The sequence below is a fragment of the Mesorhizobium sp. M6A.T.Cr.TU.017.01.1.1 genome (assembly GCF_004023115.1).
Lineage (GTDB): Bacteria > Pseudomonadota > Alphaproteobacteria > Rhizobiales > Rhizobiaceae > Mesorhizobium > Mesorhizobium mediterraneum.
The window spans coordinates 10,695-33,011 of record NZ_RZTA01000072.1 but is presented as its reverse complement, the minus strand read 5'-3'; the positions used below and the strand labels follow the sequence as shown (position 1 = coordinate 33,011).

The 22,317-nt window shown below is 60.8% G+C and carries 23 protein-coding genes and 1 pseudogene; 12 read left to right on the top strand and 12 right to left on the bottom strand.

Features of this window, described 5'->3' with window-relative positions; genetic code table 11:
- Window positions 1-704 (top strand): type I methionyl aminopeptidase (gene map, locus EOB36_RS21655; RefSeq protein WP_128285646.1); only part of this gene is annotated, 704 nt, incomplete at its 5' end.
- Window positions 705-755: 51 nt separating this feature from the next.
- Window positions 756-1,511 carry a DNA repair protein RadC gene (gene radC, locus EOB36_RS21650; protein ID WP_095485435.1) on the top strand — a complete coding sequence of 252 codons (756 nt, stop codon included), beginning with the start codon at window positions 756-758 and terminating at the stop codon, window positions 1,509-1,511.
- 255 nt (window positions 1,512-1,766) lie between these two features.
- On the opposite strand, the gene EOB36_RS21645 is transcribed toward radC, so the two are convergent.
- The 6 genes from EOB36_RS21645 to EOB36_RS21620 form a co-directional block, all read right to left on the bottom strand.
- Window positions 1,767-2,246 (bottom strand): nuclear transport factor 2 family protein, encoded by a 480-nt coding sequence (locus tag EOB36_RS21645; protein WP_128285645.1) that lies wholly within the window; start codon window positions 2,244-2,246, stop codon window positions 1,767-1,769.
- A gap of 30 nt (window positions 2,247-2,276) precedes the next feature.
- Window positions 2,277-3,506, bottom strand: a complete 1,230-nt coding sequence (locus EOB36_RS21640) for a PQQ-dependent sugar dehydrogenase (RefSeq protein ID WP_128285644.1) — start codon at window positions 3,504-3,506, stop codon at window positions 2,277-2,279.
- Window positions 3,507-3,553: 47 nt separating this feature from the next.
- Complete coding sequence (locus EOB36_RS21635) at window positions 3,554-3,988, bottom strand: DoxX family protein (RefSeq protein ID WP_128285643.1); 435 nt, start codon at window positions 3,986-3,988, stop codon at window positions 3,554-3,556.
- Window positions 3,989-4,056: 68 nt separating this feature from the next.
- Window positions 4,057-6,171 (bottom strand): xanthine dehydrogenase family protein molybdopterin-binding subunit, encoded by a 2,115-nt coding sequence (locus tag EOB36_RS21630; protein WP_128285642.1) that lies wholly within the window; start codon window positions 6,169-6,171, stop codon window positions 4,057-4,059.
- On the bottom strand, window positions 6,171-7,187 hold the full coding sequence (locus EOB36_RS21625) for a xanthine dehydrogenase family protein subunit M (protein ID WP_128242702.1): 1,017 nt from the start codon (window positions 7,185-7,187) through the stop codon (window positions 6,171-6,173). The genes EOB36_RS21630 and EOB36_RS21625 overlap by 1 nt, the downstream gene beginning before the upstream one ends.
- A 3-nt stretch (window positions 7,188-7,190) precedes the next feature.
- Window positions 7,191-7,811, bottom strand: a complete 621-nt coding sequence (locus tag EOB36_RS21620; RefSeq protein WP_126106244.1) for a (2Fe-2S)-binding protein — start codon at window positions 7,809-7,811, stop codon at window positions 7,191-7,193.
- A gap of 214 nt (window positions 7,812-8,025) precedes the next feature.
- Here EOB36_RS21620 and EOB36_RS21615 point away from each other — a divergent pair, with 214 nt between their 5' ends.
- On the top strand, window positions 8,026-8,598 hold the full coding sequence (locus EOB36_RS21615; RefSeq protein WP_128285641.1) for a TetR/AcrR family transcriptional regulator: 573 nt from the start codon (window positions 8,026-8,028) through the stop codon (window positions 8,596-8,598).
- Between the two features lie 146 nt (window positions 8,599-8,744).
- Here EOB36_RS21615 and EOB36_RS21610 read toward each other — a convergent pair whose 3' ends face one another.
- The gene (locus tag EOB36_RS21610; protein ID WP_128285640.1) at window positions 8,745-10,190 is read right to left on the bottom strand and encodes an MFS transporter; all 1,446 of its coding nucleotides are present in this window, start codon (window positions 10,188-10,190) and stop codon (window positions 8,745-8,747) included.
- 141 nt (window positions 10,191-10,331) lie between these two features.
- On the opposite strand from EOB36_RS21610, the gene EOB36_RS21605 reads away from it, so the two are divergent.
- Complete coding sequence (locus EOB36_RS21605) at window positions 10,332-11,240, top strand: LysR family transcriptional regulator (RefSeq protein ID WP_128285639.1); 909 nt, start codon at window positions 10,332-10,334, stop codon at window positions 11,238-11,240.
- A gap of 27 nt (window positions 11,241-11,267) precedes the next feature.
- Here EOB36_RS21605 and EOB36_RS21600 read toward each other — a convergent pair whose 3' ends face one another.
- The gene (locus tag EOB36_RS21600) at window positions 11,268-11,792 is read right to left on the bottom strand and encodes a hypothetical protein (RefSeq protein ID WP_127204880.1); all 525 of its coding nucleotides are present in this window, start codon (window positions 11,790-11,792) and stop codon (window positions 11,268-11,270) included.
- A gap of 452 nt (window positions 11,793-12,244) precedes the next feature.
- On the opposite strand from EOB36_RS21600, the gene coxB reads away from it, so the two are divergent.
- From coxB to EOB36_RS21570, 6 genes are all read left to right on the top strand, one after another.
- Window positions 12,245-13,060 (top strand): cytochrome c oxidase subunit II, encoded by an 816-nt coding sequence (coxB, locus tag EOB36_RS21595; protein WP_095485445.1) that lies wholly within the window; start codon window positions 12,245-12,247, stop codon window positions 13,058-13,060.
- An 87-nt stretch (window positions 13,061-13,147) separates the two neighbouring features.
- Window positions 13,148-14,917, top strand: coding sequence for a cytochrome c oxidase subunit I (gene ctaD / locus EOB36_RS21590; RefSeq protein WP_127294104.1), 1,770 nt, complete (start codon window positions 13,148-13,150; stop codon window positions 14,915-14,917).
- Complete coding sequence (locus EOB36_RS21585; RefSeq protein ID WP_127294106.1) at window positions 14,914-15,618, top strand: cytochrome c oxidase subunit 3; 705 nt, start codon at window positions 14,914-14,916, stop codon at window positions 15,616-15,618. Before ctaD ends, EOB36_RS21585 begins: the two co-directional genes overlap by 4 nt.
- Before the next feature lie 13 nt (window positions 15,619-15,631).
- Window positions 15,632-16,354, top strand: coding sequence for a heme-copper oxidase subunit III family protein (locus EOB36_RS21580; protein WP_126106237.1), 723 nt, complete (start codon window positions 15,632-15,634; stop codon window positions 16,352-16,354).
- A 31-nt stretch (window positions 16,355-16,385) separates the two neighbouring features.
- A complete protein-coding gene (locus EOB36_RS21575) occupies window positions 16,386-16,790 on the top strand; it encodes a cytochrome C oxidase subunit IV family protein (RefSeq protein WP_095485449.1) in 405 nt (134 codons plus the stop codon).
- Window positions 16,791-16,981: 191 nt separating this feature from the next.
- Complete coding sequence (locus tag EOB36_RS21570) at window positions 16,982-17,455, top strand: aminoacyl-tRNA deacylase (protein WP_095485450.1); 474 nt, start codon at window positions 16,982-16,984, stop codon at window positions 17,453-17,455.
- A 44-nt stretch (window positions 17,456-17,499) separates the two neighbouring features.
- On the opposite strand, the gene EOB36_RS21565 is transcribed toward EOB36_RS21570, so the two are convergent.
- The 3 genes from EOB36_RS21565 to EOB36_RS21555 form a co-directional block, all read right to left on the bottom strand.
- On the bottom strand, window positions 17,500-18,318 hold the full coding sequence (locus EOB36_RS21565; RefSeq protein WP_128285638.1) for a DUF2189 domain-containing protein: 819 nt from the start codon (window positions 18,316-18,318) through the stop codon (window positions 17,500-17,502).
- A 407-nt stretch (window positions 18,319-18,725) separates the two neighbouring features.
- Window positions 18,726-19,673, bottom strand: coding sequence for a heme o synthase (locus tag EOB36_RS21560; RefSeq protein WP_126106235.1), 948 nt, complete (start codon window positions 19,671-19,673; stop codon window positions 18,726-18,728).
- A gap of 135 nt (window positions 19,674-19,808) precedes the next feature.
- Entirely contained in the window at window positions 19,809-20,189 is a 381-nt protein-coding gene (locus EOB36_RS21555) for a cytochrome c family protein (protein WP_095485453.1), read from the bottom strand.
- 290 nt (window positions 20,190-20,479) lie between these two features.
- On the opposite strand from EOB36_RS21555, the gene EOB36_RS21550 reads away from it, so the two are divergent.
- A complete protein-coding gene (locus EOB36_RS21550; protein WP_128285637.1) occupies window positions 20,480-21,367 on the top strand; it encodes an alpha/beta hydrolase in 888 nt (295 codons plus the stop codon).
- 23 nt (window positions 21,368-21,390) lie between these two features.
- Window positions 21,391-21,717: a hypothetical protein gene (locus tag EOB36_RS21545; protein ID WP_128285636.1), complete on the top strand. Its 327-nt coding sequence runs from the start codon at window positions 21,391-21,393 to the stop codon at window positions 21,715-21,717.
- Window positions 21,718-21,912: 195 nt separating this feature from the next.
- Here EOB36_RS21545 and EOB36_RS35295 read toward each other — a convergent pair.
- Window positions 21,913-22,317 (bottom strand): annotated as a pseudogene (locus EOB36_RS35295) (trigger factor); the annotation flags it as partial.

Genomic DNA, 22,317 nt, shown 5'->3' with positions numbered 1-22,317 from the left:
AGCTGGTGTCGATCGTCGCGCCGGGCGTCACCACCGAAACCATCGACCGCTTCGTCTTCGAGTTCGGCATGGATCACGGCGCATTGCCGGCGACGCTCAACTATCGCGGCTACACGAAGTCGTCCTGCACCTCGATCAACCACGTCGTCTGCCATGGCATTCCCGACAACAAGCCGTTGAAGGACGGCGACATCGTCAACATCGATGTCACCTACATCCTCGACGGCTGGCATGGCGATTCCTCGCGCATGTATCCGGTGGGCACGATCAAGCGCGCCGCCGAGCGCCTGCTCGAGGTCACGCATGAATGCCTGATGCGCGGCATCACCGCGATCAAGCCCGGCGCCCGCACCGGCGCCATCGGCGCCGCCATCCAGACCTATGCCGAAGGCGAGCGCTGCTCGGTGGTGCGCGATTTCTGCGGCCACGGCGTCGGCCAGCTCTTTCACGATGCCCCGAACATCCTGCACTATGGCAACGCCAGCGAGGGCGTCGAGATGCGGCCGGGCATGATCTTCACCGTCGAACCAATGATCAATCTCGGCCGGCCGCACGTAAAAGTGCTGTCGGACGGCTGGACGGCGGTGACGCGCGACCGCTCGCTGTCGGCGCAGTACGAGCACACGATCGGCGTCACCGAGACCGGATGCGAGATCTTCACGCTGTCGCCAAAAAACCTCGACCGCCCGGGCCTGCCAGCATAGTGTCAAGTCGGGCGGGCATCTGCCCGGCAAAAATGCTGGATACGGGCGGCTATGGGGAAAACCAGCGACGACGACGAGCGGGGTTTCTTTCCCGAGAGACCGACAAAGTCGCTCGCGAAAGCCAAGTCGGTCGAAAAGCCGCATTATCTCGGGCATCGCGACCGCTTGCGCCAACGGTTCGCGGCCGCGGGTTCCGACGCCCTCCCCGACTACGAATTGCTGGAGCTCCTGCTCTTTCGCCTGATCCCCCGCGCCGATACCAAGCCCGTCGCCAAGGCGCTGCTGGCGCGCTTCGGCACGCTGGCCGAGGTGCTTGGCGCGCCTGTCGCGCGGCTTGAGGAGGTCGGGGGTATCGGTCCGGCGGTGGCGCTCGATCTGAAGGTCGTTGCCGCGACCGCCCAACGCGCGGCACGTAGCGAGATCAAAGGCCGCGAGGTCTTGTCGTCCTGGACGCAGGTTCTCGGATACTGCCGGTCAGTCATGGCCTTCGAGGAGCGCGAGCAATTCCGAATCCTGTTTCTCGACAAGAAGAACGCGCTGATCGCCGACGAGGTGCAGCAGGTCGGCACCGTCGACCACACTCCGGTCTATCCGCGTGAAGTGGTCAAACGCGCGCTCGAACTCTCCGCCACGGCAATCATTCTGGCGCATAATCATCCGTCAGGCGACCCGACGCCGTCGCGCGCCGACATCGAGATGACCAAGCTGGTCATCGAGACGGCCAAACCGCTCGGCATCGCCGTTCATGATCACATCATCATCGGCAAGAAGGGTCATGCCAGCATGAAGGGCCTGCTGCTGATCTGACACCCGATTTGAAATATGCATCGGCTTCTCGTCGGAAGCGTCCGGCGCTGGCTTCACCATGTTCGCGCCTGCCATGATGGCGAACCAGCGGAAGAGCTCGCCAGCCCGCGACTCGACAGCTCGACAGCTCGACCTAGGCGGCGCCCGATAACCTCGGCAATCCGCTTGAAGAGAACGCTTCCATCAGAAACCGACCGCCGACGCGCCATAGCTGCACGCTTCCCGCCAGCCATCTTGAATCGGAAGACATTTCGATCAATCGGCCCTGCCGATTTCGGTCGCTTGATGCGCCACATTCCTCCATTGCCCATTTTCATGAACGTATACGCGAAGGTGCCGGGCTCTCTTCACTACGGAAGATCCCCCGCTTGTTCTGTACGCATTGTGATAACGTCCAACGACAACGGCGACATTGCAGTAGATCATCGCTTTGTTTTCGTCGATGACGAAGGTGGAAAACAGCGCGCGTTCACCCCTACGGCCTGCGATGAATTGCGATTTGTTGCGAGCGCCACCAGAGCTTTCGACATGAGAATAGTCGTCGGCAGTGATCTCTTCCAGAAACCCCACGTCGTTGCGAAGCAATGCGTCGATGCGCATGGAATCTAGCTCGAGGACTTCCTTCTTGGCTACCTCGCTGTTCACGCATTGCTGACTCACTGGCTGGGCGAGTGCGAGCGATATTGGCAGGCAGAGCGAAGCGATGGCCGCTAAGGCACGAAGGTTCCGGGCCAATTGACATCTCCCTCTTGTGTTTGGCGAGGTTCATGGGACTGTTGCGGGAACTCCACCCCGGCCACCGGCAGCCGATGCGCGTGAGCATTCGGGCGCGGCCAGGCTCCCGAGCGGGACCGAAAGAACCTGCCCATCGGGGTCGCCACGTCGCCCGTTCGTCAGGAACCACAGGTTGCCGTCGTTTCCCTCGAGTACATGACGAACACGCCCAAACTCGCCGGCGTAGTGTGCCGTTGCTTCGGGATTGCCCGCGGCGTCAATTGTCACCGACCACAGCCGCTGCCCTGTCAGACCTGCAACGAAGAAGGTGCCGTCAACGTAGGCAAGCCCGCTTGGACCCATTTCCTGCGTATGCCACTGCATGACAGGGTCTATGTAAGCGGGGTTGCCTCCCCTGCCTTCGATGACCGGCCACCCGTAATTTCCCCCCGGCTCAACGCGGTTGAGTTCGTCCCATCCATCATCCCCAAAATCGGTCGCCCACAGCTGTCCCCTGTCATCCCACGCCAGTCCTTGAGAATTGCGGTGTCCAAGGGAGTAGACGAGAGAGCCTCTCACAGGGTTATCCGTTGGGACGCCGCCGGTAGGCGTCATGCGGAGGATCTTGCCAGCAAGTGAGTTTGGATCCTGCGAGAGGTTGGGATTTCTCGTCTCGCCCACCGTTGCATAGAGCATCCCGTCAGGACCAAACTCGATGCGCCCGCCGTTGTGACCGCGCCCTCCTGGCAATCCGTCAAGGACGGGTTGCACTTCACCGAGCGCGCCTTCGCTGTACGCCATCCGCACGATGCGATTGCCCGAAATCGTGCTGTAGTAAGCGTAGAGCCAGACGTTCGCGCTCTCTGTGAGCACCGCAAGTCCAAGCATCCCGCCATCGCCTCGGGCTACGACGTCGGGCACGGTGCCGACTGATCGTAGCGTTTCGCCAGGCCGAAACGCCACGATCTCCCCAGTACCACGCTGACTGACGAGCACCTCGCTGCCGACGTGCACGGCGGACCAGGGTATATTGAGCCCCGAAGCAATCTCGACGGGGGTGGCCGCGGGCATTACGCACGATGTCGGCGAGCCCACTGAGCGAGACGACTGGGCGTGAACACCGGAGGAGATCAGCAGCGATATGGAGCCGAGCATGGTGAATGCGAGAGCGATCATCGAGGCCCGAACCACTGCGATTTCTACACCGCGCCCGTCCGTTCCCGGCACCTCATCGAGCATGTGGCCAGCACTGGCTCTTCGATCGAAATCTCGACTCTCCATAGACGCTCTCCATTGAATGGCTGTAGGCCGACCGCGCGCCAATCACATCACGTCGCCGTCTCCAGGCGGGACGAAGTTGTTCCAGCCTTGCGCTCCCGGAGCGCATCCAAGCTCCAGACACCCGGCCCGGCGGCGGAAATGTAGAGAAACAGGAAGCAATACAGCATCGCTGCTTCGCCGTGGTTGAGTACCGGGAAGAAACCATTCGAGCTGTGCACGATGTAGTATGCGAAGGCCATGGATCCTGAAAGCAGGAAGGCAACCGGGCGGGCGAAGAGGCCAAATACCAATAGAAGGCCGCCAACCACTTCGAGAACTCCGGCCGTGAGCAGCAACGGGTTGAGAGGATATTCAAAGGGTGCAGGCCAGCTGAAAAGCTTCATGGTGCCATGGGTGAAGAATGATCCTGCTGCAAAAATGCGCAAGACACTCAGAATATGAGGTGCAAAGTTTCGGATATAGGGTATCTGCAGAGCGGGCATATTTGCCTCCAAGGTAACTAGACGGATTGCGAGTTGGGTTAAAGCAAGTGCTCAACGGCTCTCCTTCGTCAGAGCACGTCGTCTATGCGTATCGGCAGTTTTCGTATGCGTTTGCCTGTTGCGTGATAGATGGCATTAGCGATTGCAGGCGCTGTTCCGAGCATCACCAACTCGCCCATTCCTTTCACACCGACCGAGTTGATCCTGGGATCAGGCTTATCTATCAGCCCGACATCCACCTCACCGATATCGGCGTTCACCGCCATCACGTAGTCGGCGAGATCGTCATTGAGGTAACCGGCAAAGCGCGGATCGACTTCCGACTCTTCCCGAAGCGCTGTGCTGAACCCCCAGACGACACCGCCGTACATCTGTCCCTTCGCGGTCCTCGGGCTTACGACCCGCCCTACGTCCGCGATGCTGACCGCGCGCGGCATGCGGATCCGCCGGGTTGTCGCGTCGATGTGAATCTCCACAAACTGCGCGATATAGCTCATGGACGTGAAGCCGGGGTATTCGGGCCCTGCGCCTGCACGGCCGCCGGTGCGGTAGGCCTCGAGGGCCGACGCGTCTTGACCTGGCGCCAGCTCTGAAACTTTGACCTCGATATAGGGGCGCTTCAGGCGCGCGAGCTGTTGGTGCAAATTGCCGGCTGGCGGATTGGCCCCGGCGAGTTCGGCAAACCTGGCGCGTAGAGCCTCCACCGCCTTTGCGGCCGTTGGGACACAGCTGGCCGTCCCGCGCTCGCCGACCGTGGCGAGCTGTGGGCCCAACGTAGTGTCGCCGAGCAGGACTTCCAGACGATCGGGGTTGATGTCGAGACCCTGGATGATGACATTAGCAATCGCAGTCAGTATTCCTTGGCCCATCTCATGTCCGGAGCTGATCATGCGTGTTGTGCCATCGGCCCTGACCCTGAGGGTTGCCTCGCTCGCAGACATCGACGCACCGAAGATGCCGCACGCCACTCCAAGGCCGACCAACGTCCCGTCGGCCAGTCGCATAGATCCCGGTTCAGGAAGACGCCTGCTCCAGCCGAAGCGGCTGGCCCCCTCTCTCAGGCAGTCGTTCAGAAAGTGCGGCGATAGAGGTTGGCCAGCGATGATGTCGTTCTTAGCCTCGTGTTCAAGACGAAGCTCAACGGGGTCCTTGCCAAGCTTGTAGGCCATCTCATCGATCACGCTTTCCAATGCAAAGCCGGCAGGAAAGGGATGCGTGCCCCTTGTGTGGCGCGGCATCTGACGGTCGATGTGGATGTCACCTGCAGTCGCCCGAAAGTTCTCGATCGCATACAAGCGGGCGATATCTTCGTGGTAGCCGGTCGAGCGAAAGCCGCCATCCGGAATGTTTTCTTGCACCACGTCGTAAATGATGGCCTGCAGGCGTCCTTCCGCGTTGGCAGCAAGACGGATGCTGTGGACACTGCGCGGCCGATAGTTGGCTATATGGAAGAGTTGCCCGCGAGGCGTCACCAGCTTTACCGGGCGCCGTATCAACCGTGCCGCGTGTGCGACCAGGAACGTCTGTATTTTTGGAGGAGATTTTTGCCCGAACCCACCACCGACTTGTTCTGATTTCACTGCGATCTGATCGGGTGAAAGCTCGAATGCTTTCATTAGCGCCGCCTTGACGGCGTCAAGATTTTGACATCCCTCGTATACCGTCAGTCGTCCATCAGTCCATTCCGCAACGGTGCCAAACAACTCCATGGCATTGTGATGCTGGGTTGGCGTCTCGAAGATGCCCTCGACGATTGTCGCTGCGTTTTGGAATGCCCGATCGACGTCGCCTGCGTTGAATCCCTCGGCATCTACGCGTTGCGCACCAGGGCTTGTCATCAACGGAATATAGGGCGCCGTCTCGTAAACCGCCGTCACCGCTTCGGCGCCTTCGATCGCCGCTTCGACGGTCTCGGCAACTACCAGCGCAATGGGCTGGCCCCGATACGATATCTCTGCACGAAGTGCCGGGAAATCTCCTATGCCCAGCACTTGGACAACACCGGGCGTTTCCATGGCAGGCGCTACATCGAGGGCACTTACCTTGCCTTTCGCAATAGTCGCAGGCACCAGCATGGCATATAGCATTCCGGGCTTCTTAACGTCGGCACCGTACTGCGCCCGGCCGAGAACTTTGTCTCTCGCATCGACACGTGCAATTTCCGAGAAGGCTTGCGTAGGCATTACGCCCTCCTTTCAGCGGCGATGATCAGCGCATCGGCGATAACTCTCGCGCCGAGTTCGATCTTGAATGCATTGTGCTGACCGCCTCGGGCGTCGGCGAAAGCCGCCCTTCCGGCCCGAAGAGCAAGTTCAGGTGTGAGTGGTGAACCAGCAACAATCGCTTCGGCGGCGCGGGATCGCCAAGGTGTGGTCGCGACACCGCCGAGCGCAATGCGGGCGGTGCGGACGGTGGCGCCATCCATCTCGAGTGCCACCGCAGCGGAGGCCAATGCGAAGGCATAACTCTCGCGGTCGCGGATTTTATGATAGGTCGATGCACGGCCGGCAGGCGTTTTCCGGACGGTGATCGCCGTCACCAGTTCGCCCGGATGAAGATTGAACTCGCGGTGGGGCGTATCACCTGGGAGACGGTAGAATTCAGCAATCGGAAGGTTACGCGGACCCTCAGGCCCGAGCATCTCGATCGTCGCGTCCATCGCCATCAGTGCGACCGGCCAGTCGCCAGGCGCCACCGCGGTGCAAGCCTCACTTGTGCCAAGAACGGCATGAGTGCGATCGAGCCCGCCGATGGCCGAGCAACCGGAGCCAGGCTCGCGCTTGTTGCAAGGATAAACGCCAACCATCGAGGTCGATCCCGCACCGTTGCGAAAGTACACGCAGCGGGTGCGTTGCAGAAGGTTGCCGCCCACCGTGGCCATGTTCCGCAACTGCTGTGACGCAGCCTTGAGCAGACTTTCAGAAAGCACGGGATACTGGTCGCGCACGACCGGCGTGTAGGCTACATCGGTCATCAGAGCGCGGCCACCGAAGCGCAGAATGTCGCCGTCTGTTTCGATCGCGTCCATGCCGTCGATTCGGCTGACGTCGATCAGATGAGCCGGGTGCTCAATCCCGAGCTTCATCAGGTCGTACAGGTTGGTGCCACCGGCGATATATCGCGCCGATCCTTGGGCCGCCGCAAAACGTGCCACGGCGGCTTCGGCAGAGGGGGCAACGGTGTAGCTCAACGCCCTCATCTTTCAGTCCTCCATGACCTTGGCTGCTTGCTGGATGGCCGCGAGAATCCCGACATAGGCGCCGCACCGACAGATGTTCCCACTCATGAACTCGCGGATTGCATCTGGACTGGTCGCATGCCCTCCAGTCACGCAGGCGACCGCGGACATGATCTGTCCTGGCGTGCAATACCCACATTGAAGCGCATCATTGTCTATGAAGGCCTGCTGCATTGGGTGAAGGTCCGCGCCTTCGGCGAGGCCCTCGATCGTGGTGACCTGCCGTCCATCGATCTTGGCCGCCAGCGTGAGACAGGACGAGACAGGCCGGCCATCCAGATGAACCGTGCAAGCCCCACACTGTCCGTGATCGCAGCCCTTCTTGGTCCCGGTCAGCTCTCGCCGCTCACGCAGCAAATCGAGGAGAGAAGCGCGGGAATCGATCTCAAGAATCACCGGTCGGCCGTTCACGTTCGCCGAGACTTGAACCGTTTGGCCGGTTTCGGCACGCGCGAACTGCTGTTGTGCTTGGGCTCGTTGCTCGAGTGGCAAGATGCTCGCAGCGGCAGCCCCAGCTCCGCTAGCGAGCACAACGCGACGCGTGACGCCGCAGGTTTGTGTAGTCTCGGACCGTTCGTCTTCCATTATCGGGCATCCCTCTTCGCGCTTCCAAGTTGGAGCCGTGATTGTGCTTGCGAACTTTGCGCCGAAGGTCGGACCATTGTGCGTGTTCGCCGCCGCATTGACCAAGCGTACGAGCCCTAGCACTCGTGCCACATTGGCAGGCTCTGACAATCTTTAGCATCATTGTCAGAGCCTGACAATTGTCGTATGTTCACAAAACTGAGAAGGGTTTGGAATGGTCAAGAGGGCAGAAAATGCGCGCGAGCGGTTCGAGGCCGCCGCATACAGTCTTTTCAGGCAGCAGGGCTACGCTGCAACGACTGTTCCAGAGATTGCTGCGGAAGCCGGGCTAACGGAGCGGACGTTCTACCGCTACTTCACCGACAAGCGAGAAGTCATGTTCTGGCGAGCCGGTGATCATCAGGTCACGATAGCAAACGAAATAGCGAGAGCCCGCGCCGGCGTGCATCCACTGACAATGGTGGCTCGCGCCTTTGAATCGGTCGCTCCCTTCATCGACGGCCACCGCGCTATCGTAAAGCTGCGCCAGCGTCTGATATTCACGCATGGCGACCTGCAGGAGCGGGAACTGATGAAGCTGCATAAGCTCGCTTCCGCAATCGATCTGGCTCTACAGCAGCGGGGTATCCGGCCCTCGTTTTCGCGCGCCGTAGCAGAGATAGGCGCGGCCATCTGGAAAGTTGCGCTGGAGAATTGGCACGCCGACGAAACAGAGAAGCCCTTTTCAAGTCACGTGCAGGCGGCTCTTACCGAGTTTCAGGCAGGCCAGCACCAAGTCGCAGGCTAGGACGCAGATTTGCCGGACGATCCAAGCGGCTTTGACGAGTAAGAACAATTGTAACGACGGGAAGGGCCTGCTGCTGATCTGACGCCCGATCTGAACATGCACCGGCATCTCGTCGAAAGCATCCGGTTTGCGTTCGGACTACGGTGTCATGACACGCCAGACATCGAAGGGCGTGCCGCTAGAGCACGGCTTCCAACCGCGATGGCGAGCGCGACGACGATCAGTATCGTCGCGACCGCGAACGTGATCCGCATACCGGCGGCAACGGCCTCCGGGCGCGCCGTCGTGATGTCGGACGTCACTGAGGCAAATGCGAACACGGCGCCCATGACTGATGCGCCGGTAATGAGCCCGAGGTTGCGCGACAAATTGAGCAATCCGGAAATGACGCCCCGCTGGTCCGGGCGGATATCCGACATGACGGCGGTGTTGTTGGCCGTTTGGAACAGCGCATAGCCTGATGTGATGACTGTGATCGAGGCGATATAGCCAGGGAGCGTTGCCGCCATCATGGACAGAATGAAGCAACCGGCCGCTATCGCGATGAGCCCAATGATGGTCATGCGCGCAGCGCCAAAACGGTCCGCTATACGGCCAGCTGGCACACCGGTCAGCGCGGCGACAAGCGGACCGACCGACATGACGATCCCAACAAGAGCCGCGTCGAGCCCGAGCCCACGAGACAGATAGAACGGCCCGACCACCAGCGTCGCCATCATCACCGTCGCAACGAGCGCGCTCATGGCGAGGCTCGCACTCAGCATCGCATCGCCGAATGCGGCCAATCGGATCAAAGGCGACGCCACCCTCGCCTCCACAAGCACAAAGAAGCCGGCTCCGAAAACGGCTGCCGCCAATAGGGCCATGTTGAGCGGACCAAAATTGCCACGCCCGGTCGTCATCGCGAGCGCATAAGCGCCAAGCGCCAAGGCAAGCAGCAGCGTGCCCACAACGTCGAAGCCGGTCCGATCAGTCTTCGGCCCCCGGCGATCAGCCGGCAGATAGCAATAGGCGAGAACAAAAGCCAGCAAACCCAGCGGCACGTTGACCAGGAAGATCGCCCGCCAACCAGCTCCGGCAATCAGAAGACCGCCGAGCGACGGACCGAGAGCGGTGCCGATCGCCGACATCGTTCCGAGCAGTCCCATGGCGCTGCCGGTCTTTGCCTTCGGGACCGTCTCACCGACAAAAGCCATGGTCAGGGTCATCATGATGGCCGCTCCTACTCCCTGCGCCGCCCGGGCGGCAATCAGCAGCCAGAGCGTCGGCGTAACGCCACACAGGACCGAGGCCACGGTGAACAGGAAGAGCCCGGCCAGCAGCAGCCGTCGGCGGCCGATGAGGTCACCGAGCCGCCCGACGCTGACGATCGTGGTGGTGATGGCGAGGAGATAAGCCAGCACAATCCACTGGACTTCCTGGAACGACGCGTTGAAGGCCTGCGACAACGTCGGCAAGGCAACATTGGCGATGCTGATGCCGAGTGAGGACAGCAACATGGACAGCGAAAGACTGGCAAGCGCCCACCGAACCGAAGGTGTCCGTTCCGCATTTCCGGCGACTGCCCGTCCTGCATCGATTGGCTTCAACATGAGCTCCGTTTTCTGGCGACTCCCGAAACGGAGCTGGTAGACACGTAGTCCTTTGCTAGATATGGCGGAAGATGCATCATTTGCATTTAATCATTGCGTTTGACGCTATGTCAGATCGTGCCGATCTGCTACGATCCGTTGATGTCGCATCCCGATCTCAATCTGCTTGTCACCCTTGATGTGCTGCTGACGGAAGGCAGCGTTGCGCGCGCCGCCAAGAGGCTTCGGCTGAGCCCATCGGCGATTAGCCGAGCGCTGGCGCGATTGCGGGAGACGACTGGCGATCCGCTGCTGGTCAGGGCTGGACGCGGCCTCGTTCCCACGCCCCGGGCCATCGAGCTCCGCGAGCGCGTCGGTCAGCTTGTGCAGGACGCCGCATCCGTTCTGCGTCCTGTTGAGGCGCTCGACCTGAAACGGCTCGTGCGAACCTTCACCCTTAGAAACAGGGATGGCTTTGTCGAGAATTTCGGACCGGATCTCGTTGCGCGCGTCGGCGAACTAGCACCGGGCGTGCGGCTGCGTTTTGTGCTGAAGGCGGACAAGGACAGCACGCCCCTGCGCGACGGCAGCGTAGACCTGGAAACGGGCATCGTCGGAAAGGCCACGGGACCGGAGGTGCGCGCGCAAGCGCTGTTCCGTGATCGTTTCGTCGGTGTCGTGCGGGTGGGGCATCCATTATGCGGGATCACGATCACCCCTGCCCGCTATGCAGCCGGCCGGCACATCCTCATCTCCCGTCGCGGACTCGACAGGGGACCGATCGACGATGCCCTTGAGCCGCTAGGGTTGAAACGGGAGATCGTGACGGTCGTCGGCGGCTTTTCGGAAGCTCTGGCTCTGGCGCGCGCCTCGGACCTGATCGCCAGCGTTCCCGAACGCTATTCGGGAAACCTGCGCGACGGGATGTTCTGTTTTCCTCTGCCGGTTCCCTTGCCGGAAATCGGGGTTTCACTTTTGTGGCACCCGCGGCTCGATGCCGATCCGGCGCACCGCTGGCTGCGCGGGTGCGTTCGAGACGTTTGCGCTGGAATAACTCACTGGATCTCTTAGCGGTCAAAACGCCCGCTGCTGATCCGATCACGGCAACTCGGTGTTGCAGGTGCCGGCGATCTGGCCGACGGCCTCGCTGAACCCGGCAAGGTCGAAATCGGCCTCGCCTCGCCCCGACAGCAGCCCGAACCGCCAGGACAGCAGGAGCCGGTCTGCGGAGACCAAACGCCTGATACCGTCGGCACCATCCCGAACCAGCGTCCTTCCCCGCGGGCCGACCGACCAGCTTTCGTTGACCTTGCTGGCCTTGTCGACGGTCACCGACACGGTGATGGTCCGGCTGGCGGAGACGGCATCGTTCAACTGCAGCCATTCGCTCCAGCGCGGCTCACCATTCGCCCGGCAGGCAATGGTCAGGACCGGGCTGTAGCTCAAGGCGCCGCCGCCGGTGATGAGCTTGTTGGTGGCATGGAGCGAGGCCGTGACCAGGCCACCGCTGCCGGTGTCGAACCGCCAATTGTCGAGAACGCTGTCGGCCTCGGCAATGCCGCAGGCCGAGGCGAGGAGGAACGCCGTGGCGACCGCGCCTCCAATACCGACTAATAGCTTCAACGATGCCTCCAACCCTGCACTTTGCAACACAGCGCAGATAATGATCAAAACCTCGTATCGCCAGCCGCCACCACTGGTTGGGCGCGAATCTGTCGCTACCGCATCCGCCCGAAAATCGGAATCGATTCTCGGACAACAGGATGCGTAGAAATAAGAGTTCAGAGTGTACTTTGTGCGTCCAAGTGGCCGCACGTCGCTCTAAGATCACAACGAAAAAGGCCGCATTGAGGGCGTCCTTTCACAATTCGGCGGAATGCCGTGTTGTTCCGCGCTCTCAGCAGGTTTTTTCTTCGCCGCAGCCCTCTTCTTCTTAGGTTTATCCACATCATCGCCATTGCCTTTTCGGCTGACCGGAAGACCGCACTAGAATTTCGACCGGAAATCGAGCTATGATGCACTCGGCATTTCCTGGGACGGCTTCGCGCCCTTGGAGTGCCGGGAGGAAACGGGATATGGCCATCGCGCTTGTACTCGTTTTGGTAGTTGTGGGCTCAGTGTTGTTCCACTTCCTGAGCCCATGGTGGTGGACGCCGATTGCCTCGAACTGGGACTATATCGACAACACCATCATCATCACCTTTTGGATCACCGGCGTCGTCTTCGCCGCCGTCGTCCTATTCATGGCCTATTGCGTCTTCCGCTTCCGTCATCGGGAAGGCAATCAGGCAGCATACAAACCCGAGGACAAGCGGCTCGAATGGTGGCTGACGATCGTCACCGCAATCGGGGTCACGGCCATGCTGGTTCCGGGCCTGTTCGTCTGGAACCAGTTCGTCAACGTCCCAAGCGACGCAACCGAGGTCGAAGTCGTCGGCCAACAATGGCAATGGAGTTTTCGCCTGCCCGGCAAGGACGGCAAGCTCGGCACATCCGACACCCGCAACGTCAGCGCTGAAAATCCGCTGGGCGTCATCGCCAGCGACCCCAATGGCCAAGACGATGTCGTGGTCGAAGCTGCCGATCTGCATCTGCCGGTTGGCAAGCCGGTCAAGATGCTGCTTCGCTCGATCGACGTGCTCCACGATTTCTATGTCCCTGAATTCCGCGCCAAGATGGACATGATCCCGGGCTCGGTCACCTATTTCTGGTTCACCCCGACCAAGACCGGAACCTTCCAGGTCCTGTGCGCCGAACTTTGCGGCCAGGGGCATCCTTTGATGCATGGTGTGGTCATGGTCGACACGCAGGAAGATTATACGGCGTGGCTCGGCGAACAGCAGACTTTTGCGCAATTGTCGGCCCCCCAGCAGGTGGGCTCGGCAGAGTAGACGCCGTGAGAGACGGCGACGTGGGTTTAAATTGCGGCAGGGCTCGAAACTATCGAGCCTGGCCGAAAAGGGCACGGAGGTGTTCCTATGGTCGATATCACACCTGCAGATGCGGTACCGCCGGCCGAAGTCGCGGAAATGGAACTCTACCATCCGCACAGCTGGTGGACGAAATACGTCTTCTCGCAGGACGCCAAGGTCATTGCCATCCAGTATTCGGCGACGGCGACGGCAATCGGCCTGGTGGCGCTGGTGCTGTCCTGGCTGATGCGGCTGCAGCTCGGCTTCCCCGGCACGTTCGACTTCATCACCCCGGAAGCCTACTACCAGTTCATCACCATGCACGGCATGATCATGGTGATCTACCTGCTCACGGCACTCTTCCTGGGCGGCTTCGGCAACTACCTGATCCCACTGATGGTCGGCGCGCGCGACATGGTCTTTCCCTATGTCAACATGCTGAGCTACTGGATCTACCTGCTCGCCGTGCTGGTTTTGGTGTCGAGCTTCTTTGCGCCCGGCGGACCGACGGGCGCCGGCTGGACGCTCTACCCGCCGCAGGCGATCATGACCGGCACACCAGGCGGCCAGGACTGGGGCATCATGCTGATGCTCATCTCGCTGATCCTGTTCATCATCGGCTTCACGATGGGCGGCTTGAACTATGTCGTGACGGTGCTGCAGGGCCGCACGCGCGGCATGACGCTGATGCGCCTGCCGCTGACTGTCTGGGGCATCTTCACCGCGACCGTCATGGCGCTGCTCGCCTTCCCGGCGCTGTTTGTCGCCTGCGTGATGATGTTGTTCGACCGCGCGCTCGGCACCAGCTTCTTCATGCCGGCGATCGTCGAGATGGGCGAGCAATTGCAGCACGGCGGCGGCAGCCCGATCCTGTTCCAGCATCTGTTCTGGTTCTTCGGCCACCCCGAGGTCTACATCGTGGCGCTGCCGGCCTTCGGCATTGTATCCGACCTGATCAGCACTCATGCGCGTAAGAACATCTTCGGCTACCGGATGATGGTCTGGGCGATCGTCGGCATCGGCGCGCTGAGCTTCGTGGTCTGGGCGCACCACATGTATGTCAGCGGCATGCATCCCTATTTCGGCTTCTTCTTCGCCACCACGACGTTGATCATTGCCGTCCCGACCGCGATCAAGGTCTACAATTGGGTGCTGACGCTGTGGCGCGGCGACATCCACCTCACCATACCGATGCTTTTTGCCCTGGCCTTCATCGTCACCTTCGTCAATGGTGGGCTGACCGGATTGTTTCTCGGCAATGTCGTCGTCGACGTTCCGCTATCGGACACGATGTTCGTCGTTGCCCACTTCCATATGGTCATGGGCGTCGCCCCGATTCTCGTGATCTTCGGGGCGATCTATCACTGGTACCCGAAGGTCACAGGCCGGATGCTGAACGAGGCAATGGGCCAGTTCCATTTCTGGGTCACCTTCCTCGGCGCCTACCTGATTTTCTTTCCCATGCACTACATCGGCCTGATGGGCGTGCCGCGGCGCTACAACGAGCTGACCGACATGACGGTGATGACGGAATCGGCCCACCACCTGAACTCGTTCATCAGCATCATGGCGTTCATGGTCGGCTTTGCCCAGATGGTGTTCCTGTTCAATCTGATCTGGAGCATCCGCCATGGCCGGGAGGCCGGCGGCAATCCATGGCGCGCCACGACGCTCGAATGGCAGACGCCGCAAACACCGCCCGCCCATGGCAATTTCGGCAAGGAGCTGCCGATCGTCTATCGCTGGGCCTATGACTACAGCGTGCCGGGCGCCAAGGAGGATTTTATACCGCAAAACATGCCGGGCTCCTTCGGATCCTCAAGAGAGCCGGCATGAGCGTCATTCTGGTCTTCCTCCTCGTGATCGTCGGCTTTGCCGGATGGTGGCTTTCCCACCAGCGGCTGATGGCCAAGCCATGGCTCGAGCAAGGCGTGATCGGGGATATTATCGGCCCGGAAGGATCGGCGCTGCCGACCGCCAAGATCGGCCTCGGCGTCTTCCTCGCCGTCGTCGGCTGCCTGTTTGCGCTTTTCACCAGCGCCTATTTCATGCGCATGGCGCTGTCGGACTGGCAGGCGCTGCCGCTACCGCGCGTGCTCTGGTTCAACACCGGCGTGCTGGTCCTGAGCAGCATCGCGCTGCAATGCGCCTCGGTCGCCGCGCGCCGGGGCCAAATCGACACGGTCAGGCTCGGCCTCGTCACGGCTGGGCTCACCGCGCTTGCCTTCCTGATCGGACAGCTTGTGGCATGGCGGGAACTGACCGCCGACGGCTACTTGCTGACCGCCAATCCGGCCAACAGTTTTTTCTACCTGATAACCGGGATGCATGGCCTGCACATACTGGGAGGGCTGGTCGCCTTGAGCAGAACAACTGCCGGCGCCTGGAACGGAGCCCGGCCGGAGCGGCTTCGCCTCAGCGTCGAACTATGCGCCATGTACTGGCATTTCCTGCTTTTCGTCTGGCTCGCCATCTTCGCGCTTCTGGCCGGCTGGGCCGCGACCTTTATCGAGATTTGCCGACAGTTGCTGACCTAGGAGGGCCGGGCGGATGGCAGAGACGACAGTGACGCATATCGGCCAAACACAGCCGCGGCCGGCGGGCTTGCAAGGCGTCGCCGCCGACTGGTCGTCGGATCAGCGCGCGTTCAAGAACGTGTCCTGGGGCAAGGCCATGATGTGGATCTTCCTACTCAGCGACACCTTCGTCTTCGGCTGCTTCCTGCTCTCCTACATGACCGCGCGCATGTCTACCCGGGTGCCGTGGCCCAATCCGAGCGAGGTTTTTGCCCTTCATATTGGCGGCTCGAATGTTCCGCTGATCCTTATCGCCATCATGACCTTCGTGCTGATCTCGAGCAGCGGAACGATGGCGATGGCGGTGAATTTCGGCTATCGCCGCGACCGCCGCAAAACCGCGATCCTCATGCTTCTGACCGCAGCACTCGGCGCGACCTTCGTCGGCATGCAGGCTTTCGAATGGACCAAGCTGATCAGCGAAGGGGTACGGCCCTGGGGCAACCCGTGGGGGGCGGCGCAGTTCGGGTCATCCTTCTTCATGATCACCGGCTTCCACGGCACCCATGTGACGTTCGGGGTGATCTTCCTGATCATCGTGGCGCGAAAGGTCTGGCGCGGAGATTACGACACGGGACGGCCCGGGTTCTTCACCAGCCGCAGGGGCAGCTATGAGAACGTCGAGATCATGGGGCTCTACTGGCATTTCGTCGACCTGGTCTGGGTGTTCATTTTCGCATTCTTCTATCTTTGGTGAGAGGCAGACATGGCTTTGGTGAGAGGCAGATATGGCTGAAGCAACCGCAAACGGCCTGGGGCAACACACGCTGCACGGAGCTCAAGCGCATGATCCGGCAGCGACTGGCATCGCCCCGGCGGAGGTTCACCAGGAGCACCCGATCAAGCTCTATCTGGTGGTCTGGGCATGGCTGTTCATCCTCAGCGCCTGCTCCTATCTGGTCGATTATGTCGGCCTCCAGGGCTATCTCAGATGGTCGCTGATCCTGATCTTCATGATGCTCAAGGCCGGGCTGATCGTCGCCGTCTTTATGCACATGGCCTGGGAACGGCTGGCGCTGACATATGCGATCATATTGCCGCCGATACTGGTGCTGGTGTTCGTGGCAATGATGGTCTTCGAATCGGATTACACGCTTCTCACCCGGATGGTGTTTTTTGGGGCCGAGCCCTGACGCGCAATCCGGGCACAGGGTTTGTCGACGGCGTCTCCCCTCAGGAGCTGGAAGCGCTATTTGCGGTCCGCTCCCCTTTGCCTTGAAACAATCGACAGCTGGCCCATTTTCGTTGGTACGGGAAACGACAGAAGCAGAATGATTGCGCTCGTTTCCACATGCGTCGCGAACTCCAGCAAGGGAGGCTCAGGATGACGATCGCAAACAGACTGAAGGACTTTATCGACGGGAAAGGAATTTCCTATGAAACCGTCGAGCACCACCGCACGTCGACAAGCAGGCAGTCGGCAATAGCGGCGCATGTGCCCGGCAGCATAATGGCCAAATCGGTGGTCGTTCACCACGACGGCGGCTATGCGCTGGCCGTGGTCCCCAGCACCCACAGGATCGAGCTCGGCACGTTGCAGGACGTCATGGACCAGCGTATCGGCCTGGCCTCCGAAGACGAGGTGGTTTCGCTCTTCGAGGATTGCGACACCGGCGCCGTCCCGCCGATCGGCGGGGCCTACGATGTGCCGGTGATTCTCGATGAAAGCCTCGGCAAGGCCGACGACATCTATTTCGAGGGCGGCGACCACAGGACGCTGGTGCATGTCAGCGGCAAGGATTTCCGCAACCTGACCAGCGACGCTCGCCAGGCCCGCTTTAGCTACCCGGCTTACTGAAAGCTCTGGCCTGCCGTGCCGGCCGGCACGGCAGGCCAGGATTTTCAGCTCGCCGGCTTGGGGGAAGCCGGCGATTCCACAACTTTGCGATAGACGTGCCAGGTGGCGTGACCGAGGATCGGCAGCACGACCGCCAGCCCGGCGAACACCGGCAGCGAGCCTATGATCAAGGCGACGGCGACAATCAGTCCCCAGACAGCCATTACGATCGGGTTCGCCAGGACCACGCGCACCGAAGTGTGAATGGCTTCATAGGCACCGACGTCGCGGTCGAGCAACAACGGGAACGCGACGACTGTGGTGCACAACACGACCGCGGCGAAGACGAAACCGATAGCGTGCCCAAGGATAACCAGCGTCCAGCCACGTCCGGTGGCGAATATTTCACTGATGAAGCCGGACAGCGATTCCGGCGGGGCCGGGCCGAAGAGGGTCTGGTAAAATGCCTGGGCGGTCAAAAGCCAGGCGATGAAGATCGCAAGCAGCATGATGCCGACCGCTGCGATGGCCGGCAGCGCCGGAGAATTCCTGACCTCGAAAGCGTGGCTCCAGGAGGCGTCCAGCCCGGCCTCGCGTCGCCGGCTGATCTCATAGAGGCCGAGCGCCGCGAATGGACCGATCAGCGCAAAACCTGACACCAGCGGAAACAACAGCGGCAGCGCATTGTTGCCCGATGTCCAGACAGCGAGCACGACGCCGACCAGCGGATAGATCAGGCAGAGGAAAACGATATGCGACGGTTTGACCATGAAATCGTCGACGCCACGCCTGAGCGCGTCGAAAAGGTCGGAAACGCCAATCTTTCGAATTCTGGTGTGTTCCAGCGTCTCGCTGGCGCCTGCAATCACATGAAAACTTGCCATGACCATTCCTCCAGACCAGGTCCGGTAAGGTCGCGGTTCACGGTGCCGTCGTTCAGCGTGACTGGCCACGCAAAACCGCGACCTGCACCATGATCAACATACTCTCTTGCATGGCGTTTGTCGCCCTTTGTCAGAACAGCGCGGCTCCAGTGATCAGGCTAGCTCTAACGGCCTTTCTCCGATATTCTCCAAAGTGGGTTGCAGGGTGAAGGTCATGGATGGAAAGACCGTTCTCATACTCGGCCTTGGCATAGTTATTCTGCTGTTGCTGGGATTCTGTGCAGTTCCAACGTGAGGTTCGAGCAGGTTCAGGCACACCTCGTTCGGCAATCGCCGACTGACTGTCTCAATCTGGCAAGCAATCCGAGAACATCAGGATTCACTTGAGCCACGAGACAGGCATACCGTCAATTTCCGGCTGATATGACGGCACGCAATACGATGGTGTCGGCAAGCAGCACGGCAAAGATCGCGAAAAGATAGAAAATCGAATAGGCAAACAGCGCCTTTGCGCGTTTCATCTCCCACCCTTCAACCCGCCTTTTGTCGACCAGCAGCTTCCACGCATGCCAGATGAAGCCTGCGCCCAATGCGGCCGAAACAATCCCGTAGAATCCGCTCGCGAATCCAAGAGCCCAAGGCAGCACGCCGATTGGTGCCAGGATCAGCGAATAGCCGAAGATCTGTTTTCTGGTCGAAGCCTGGCCGGCCACGTTCGGCATCATGGGGATGCCGGCCGCTGCATAGTCGCCGATCTTGAACAGCGCGAGCGCCCAGAAATGCGGCGGCGTCCAGAGGAAAATGATCAGAAACAGGATGAGGCTTTCAATCCCGACCGCGCCAGTGGCCGCCGCCCACCCGATGACAGGAGGAAGAGCACCCGCGGCGCCGCCTATGACGATATTCTGCGGCGTCGAGCGTTTCAGCCACATCGTATAGACGACGACGTAGAAGAAAATGGTGAAGGCCAGCAGCGCCGCGGCAAGCCATCCCACCAGCACGCCGAGCGTAATGACCGAAAGTACGGAAAGCACCAGACCGAAGCCGAGAGCTTCGCCTGGCGTGACCCGGCCTGATGGGATCGGCCGTTTTGACGTGCGCGACATCAACGCATCAATATCGGCATCGTACCACATGTTGAGAGCCCCGGCCGCTCCTGCCCCAACCGCAATTGCACCGATTGCAATGACGGCAATGACCGGATTCATCACCCCGGGCGCCACCATCAGACCAACGAAAGCGGTAAAAACAGCAAGCGCCATGACGCGTGGTTTCAGAAGCGCGAAGAAATCACTGACCGTCGCTTCAGAGATCTGGATACCGGTATCCTCGAGGCCGCTTTCCCGAGCCGACATTTCAGGCGACCACCGATGGAGGCAGGCCATCTGGCCGGCGCATCGGCCGGCGGAAGAGCCAGGTTACTTCCTGGCGGAAGAACCGGGTTACTTCCTGGCGGAAGAACCGGGTTACTTCCTGGCGGAAGAACCGGGTCATTTGGAGAATTGCTTCAGATAGGCGATGACGTTGGCAAGATCCTCGTCCTTCTTGAGGCCGGGAAACGCCATCTTCCCGCCTTTGATCATGGCTTTGGGATCGCGAAGATAATTCGTCAGCGTGGCTTCATCCCATTTGACGCCGGATTTGCCGGCCTCGGTCATGGCTTTGGAATATTTGAACCCCGGATGCGTGCCGGCCGTTCGGCCGATGACGCCACTCAATGACGGACCGACCTTGTTCTGGTCCTTGTCCACGACGTGACAGACCTTGCACTTGGTGAAGACCTTCTCGCCCGCGGCGGCATCTTGTGCCTGGGATTGGTTCGTGATGAACGTCGCAGCGGACACGGCGGCGAAAAACGCGATTGCGCGCATGGCATTTCCTCCCCGATCGCCAAATCTGCCTTGGACGATCTGCGCGTGCCGACATTTTCGCCGGCATGCGCCCCTTGCACGACAGAGCGGAATATCCGCTTCTGCCGCATGGAATTGCGGCATCTACATACCACAGAATCTGGCTGGCAGATAGAAGAAGCCGACCAGCAAGATTTGCCGCCGAAGCAATGAGGCAACTCGATCGGCACACAGCCGGAACGCATCCCGGCCAAAGGCGTTAGACCAGCTACGGTTCAGCGTCAGCAAGATCAAATATCAGAGAAGCGTCCATGAACGACAGCAGCGTCCTGGAGGCGCGCCACAGCGCCCTCACGATCGACGGCGAGACGGTCTTCTACAGAGAGGCAGGCCCTGAAGCCGCGCCGGTGTTGCTGCTTCCGCATGGCTATCCCTGCTCATCCTTCCAGTATCGCCGGCTGATGCCGGCGCTCGCCGATCGGTGGCGGACTGTCGCGCCGGACTTCCCCGGCTTTGGCTACAGTGGAACCCCCAATCCGGCGCGGTTCGGTTATGATTTTGACGCCTATGCAACTTTTCTGGAGCGGTTCACCGACGCGCTGGGGCTCGGCAGCTATGCACTGTGGCTGCACGATTACGGCTCTCAGATCGGCCTGCGTCACGCCATAGCGCATCCGTCGCGGATCAGAGCCCTCATCATCCAGAATGGCGACATCTACGCGGATGCTCTTGGCCCCAAATACGAAACGATCCGGCGCTTTTGGCGAAATCCTTCACCAGAGAACCGCGCGCCGCTGGAAAAGGCGGTAAGCGAGGACGGCTTTCGCGCCGAGTTCGTAGGCGAAGTCGATGACGACGTCGCCCAACGCGTGCCGCCCGATATGTGGAAATTGCATTGGCCGCTGATGGATACGCCGGTGCGCCGGGCGCTTTCGGTCGGACTGATGGAGAAGCTCAAGGCTAATCTCGACTGGTTCCCTCGTTACCAGGAATACCTGCGCGAGCAGCGGCCGCCGGCAATGATCCTTTGGGGGCCGAAGGACGAATACATGCCCGAGCCGGCAGCGCGCGCCTATCTGCGCGATCTCCCCGAGGCCGAGCTGCATTTGCTAAACGACGCCGGGCATTGGCTGCTGGAAACCCATTTCGAGGCCGCCCTGCCCTTGGCGCGAGGGTTTCTCGGCGAGGTCCTGCATTAATCGCCCGCACAGAGGAGCACTTCATGAACGACAACCCCACAATTGCCCGGATCTGGCGGGGAAGGACGCGCCGCGATCTGGCAGACGCCTACGAGCCATATCTGCGCCGCGAAGGCATTCCGCCGCTTCAGGAGAAGGCGCTTGGCGTGCAGTTGTTTCGCGAAGATCGCGAAGAAGAAACGGAGTTCGTGACGATCTCATACTGGCCAGACGTCGACGCCATGGCGAGCTTCACCGGCGGCGACCCGCGCAAGATCCATCACCTGCCGCGCGACGAAGAGTTTCTCGTTGAACTGCCCGAACGGGTGACCGTGATGCGGATCCTCGTCACTCAATTGCCTCGCGATTAGAGCAATTCCAGGAAAAGTGTGAAACGGTTTTCCGTCCGGAATTGCGCAAAAACAAAGAGATAGAGCGGTTCGGCGTTTCCGTGAAACGATGAAGCGCTCTAGGGCGGCGGCGGTGACGGTTGCGGCCTTGCGGCATCGACAGCAACGAAAAAGGCCGCCTCGAGGGCGGCCTTTCACCATCCGCAGAACGCGGTGTTATTCGGCGTCCTTGGCAGCCTTTTTCTTCGGCGCGGCCTTTTTCTTCGGCTCTTCCGCATCGTCGGCCTGCTTGGCGTCAGCCTTCTTCGCAGCGGTTTTCTTCGCCGGCTTCGCCTTGGCCGTCTCGGTGTCCTCGTCGTCGGCCATCAGCTCTTCCTTGCTGACCTTGACGTCGGTGACGGAGATCTGGCCGAGCAGATGGTCGACCACCTTCTCCTCGAACAGCGGTGCGCGCAGCGTGTTCAGCGCTTCGGGATTGCTGCGGTAGAATTCGAAGGCTTCCTGCTGCTGGGCGGCCGGATAGCGGCGCACCTGCTCGAACAGGCCGCGCTGCAATTCGTCGTCCGACACCGTGACGCCAGCCTTCTCGCCGATTTCGGCGAGAACCAGGCCGAGACGCAC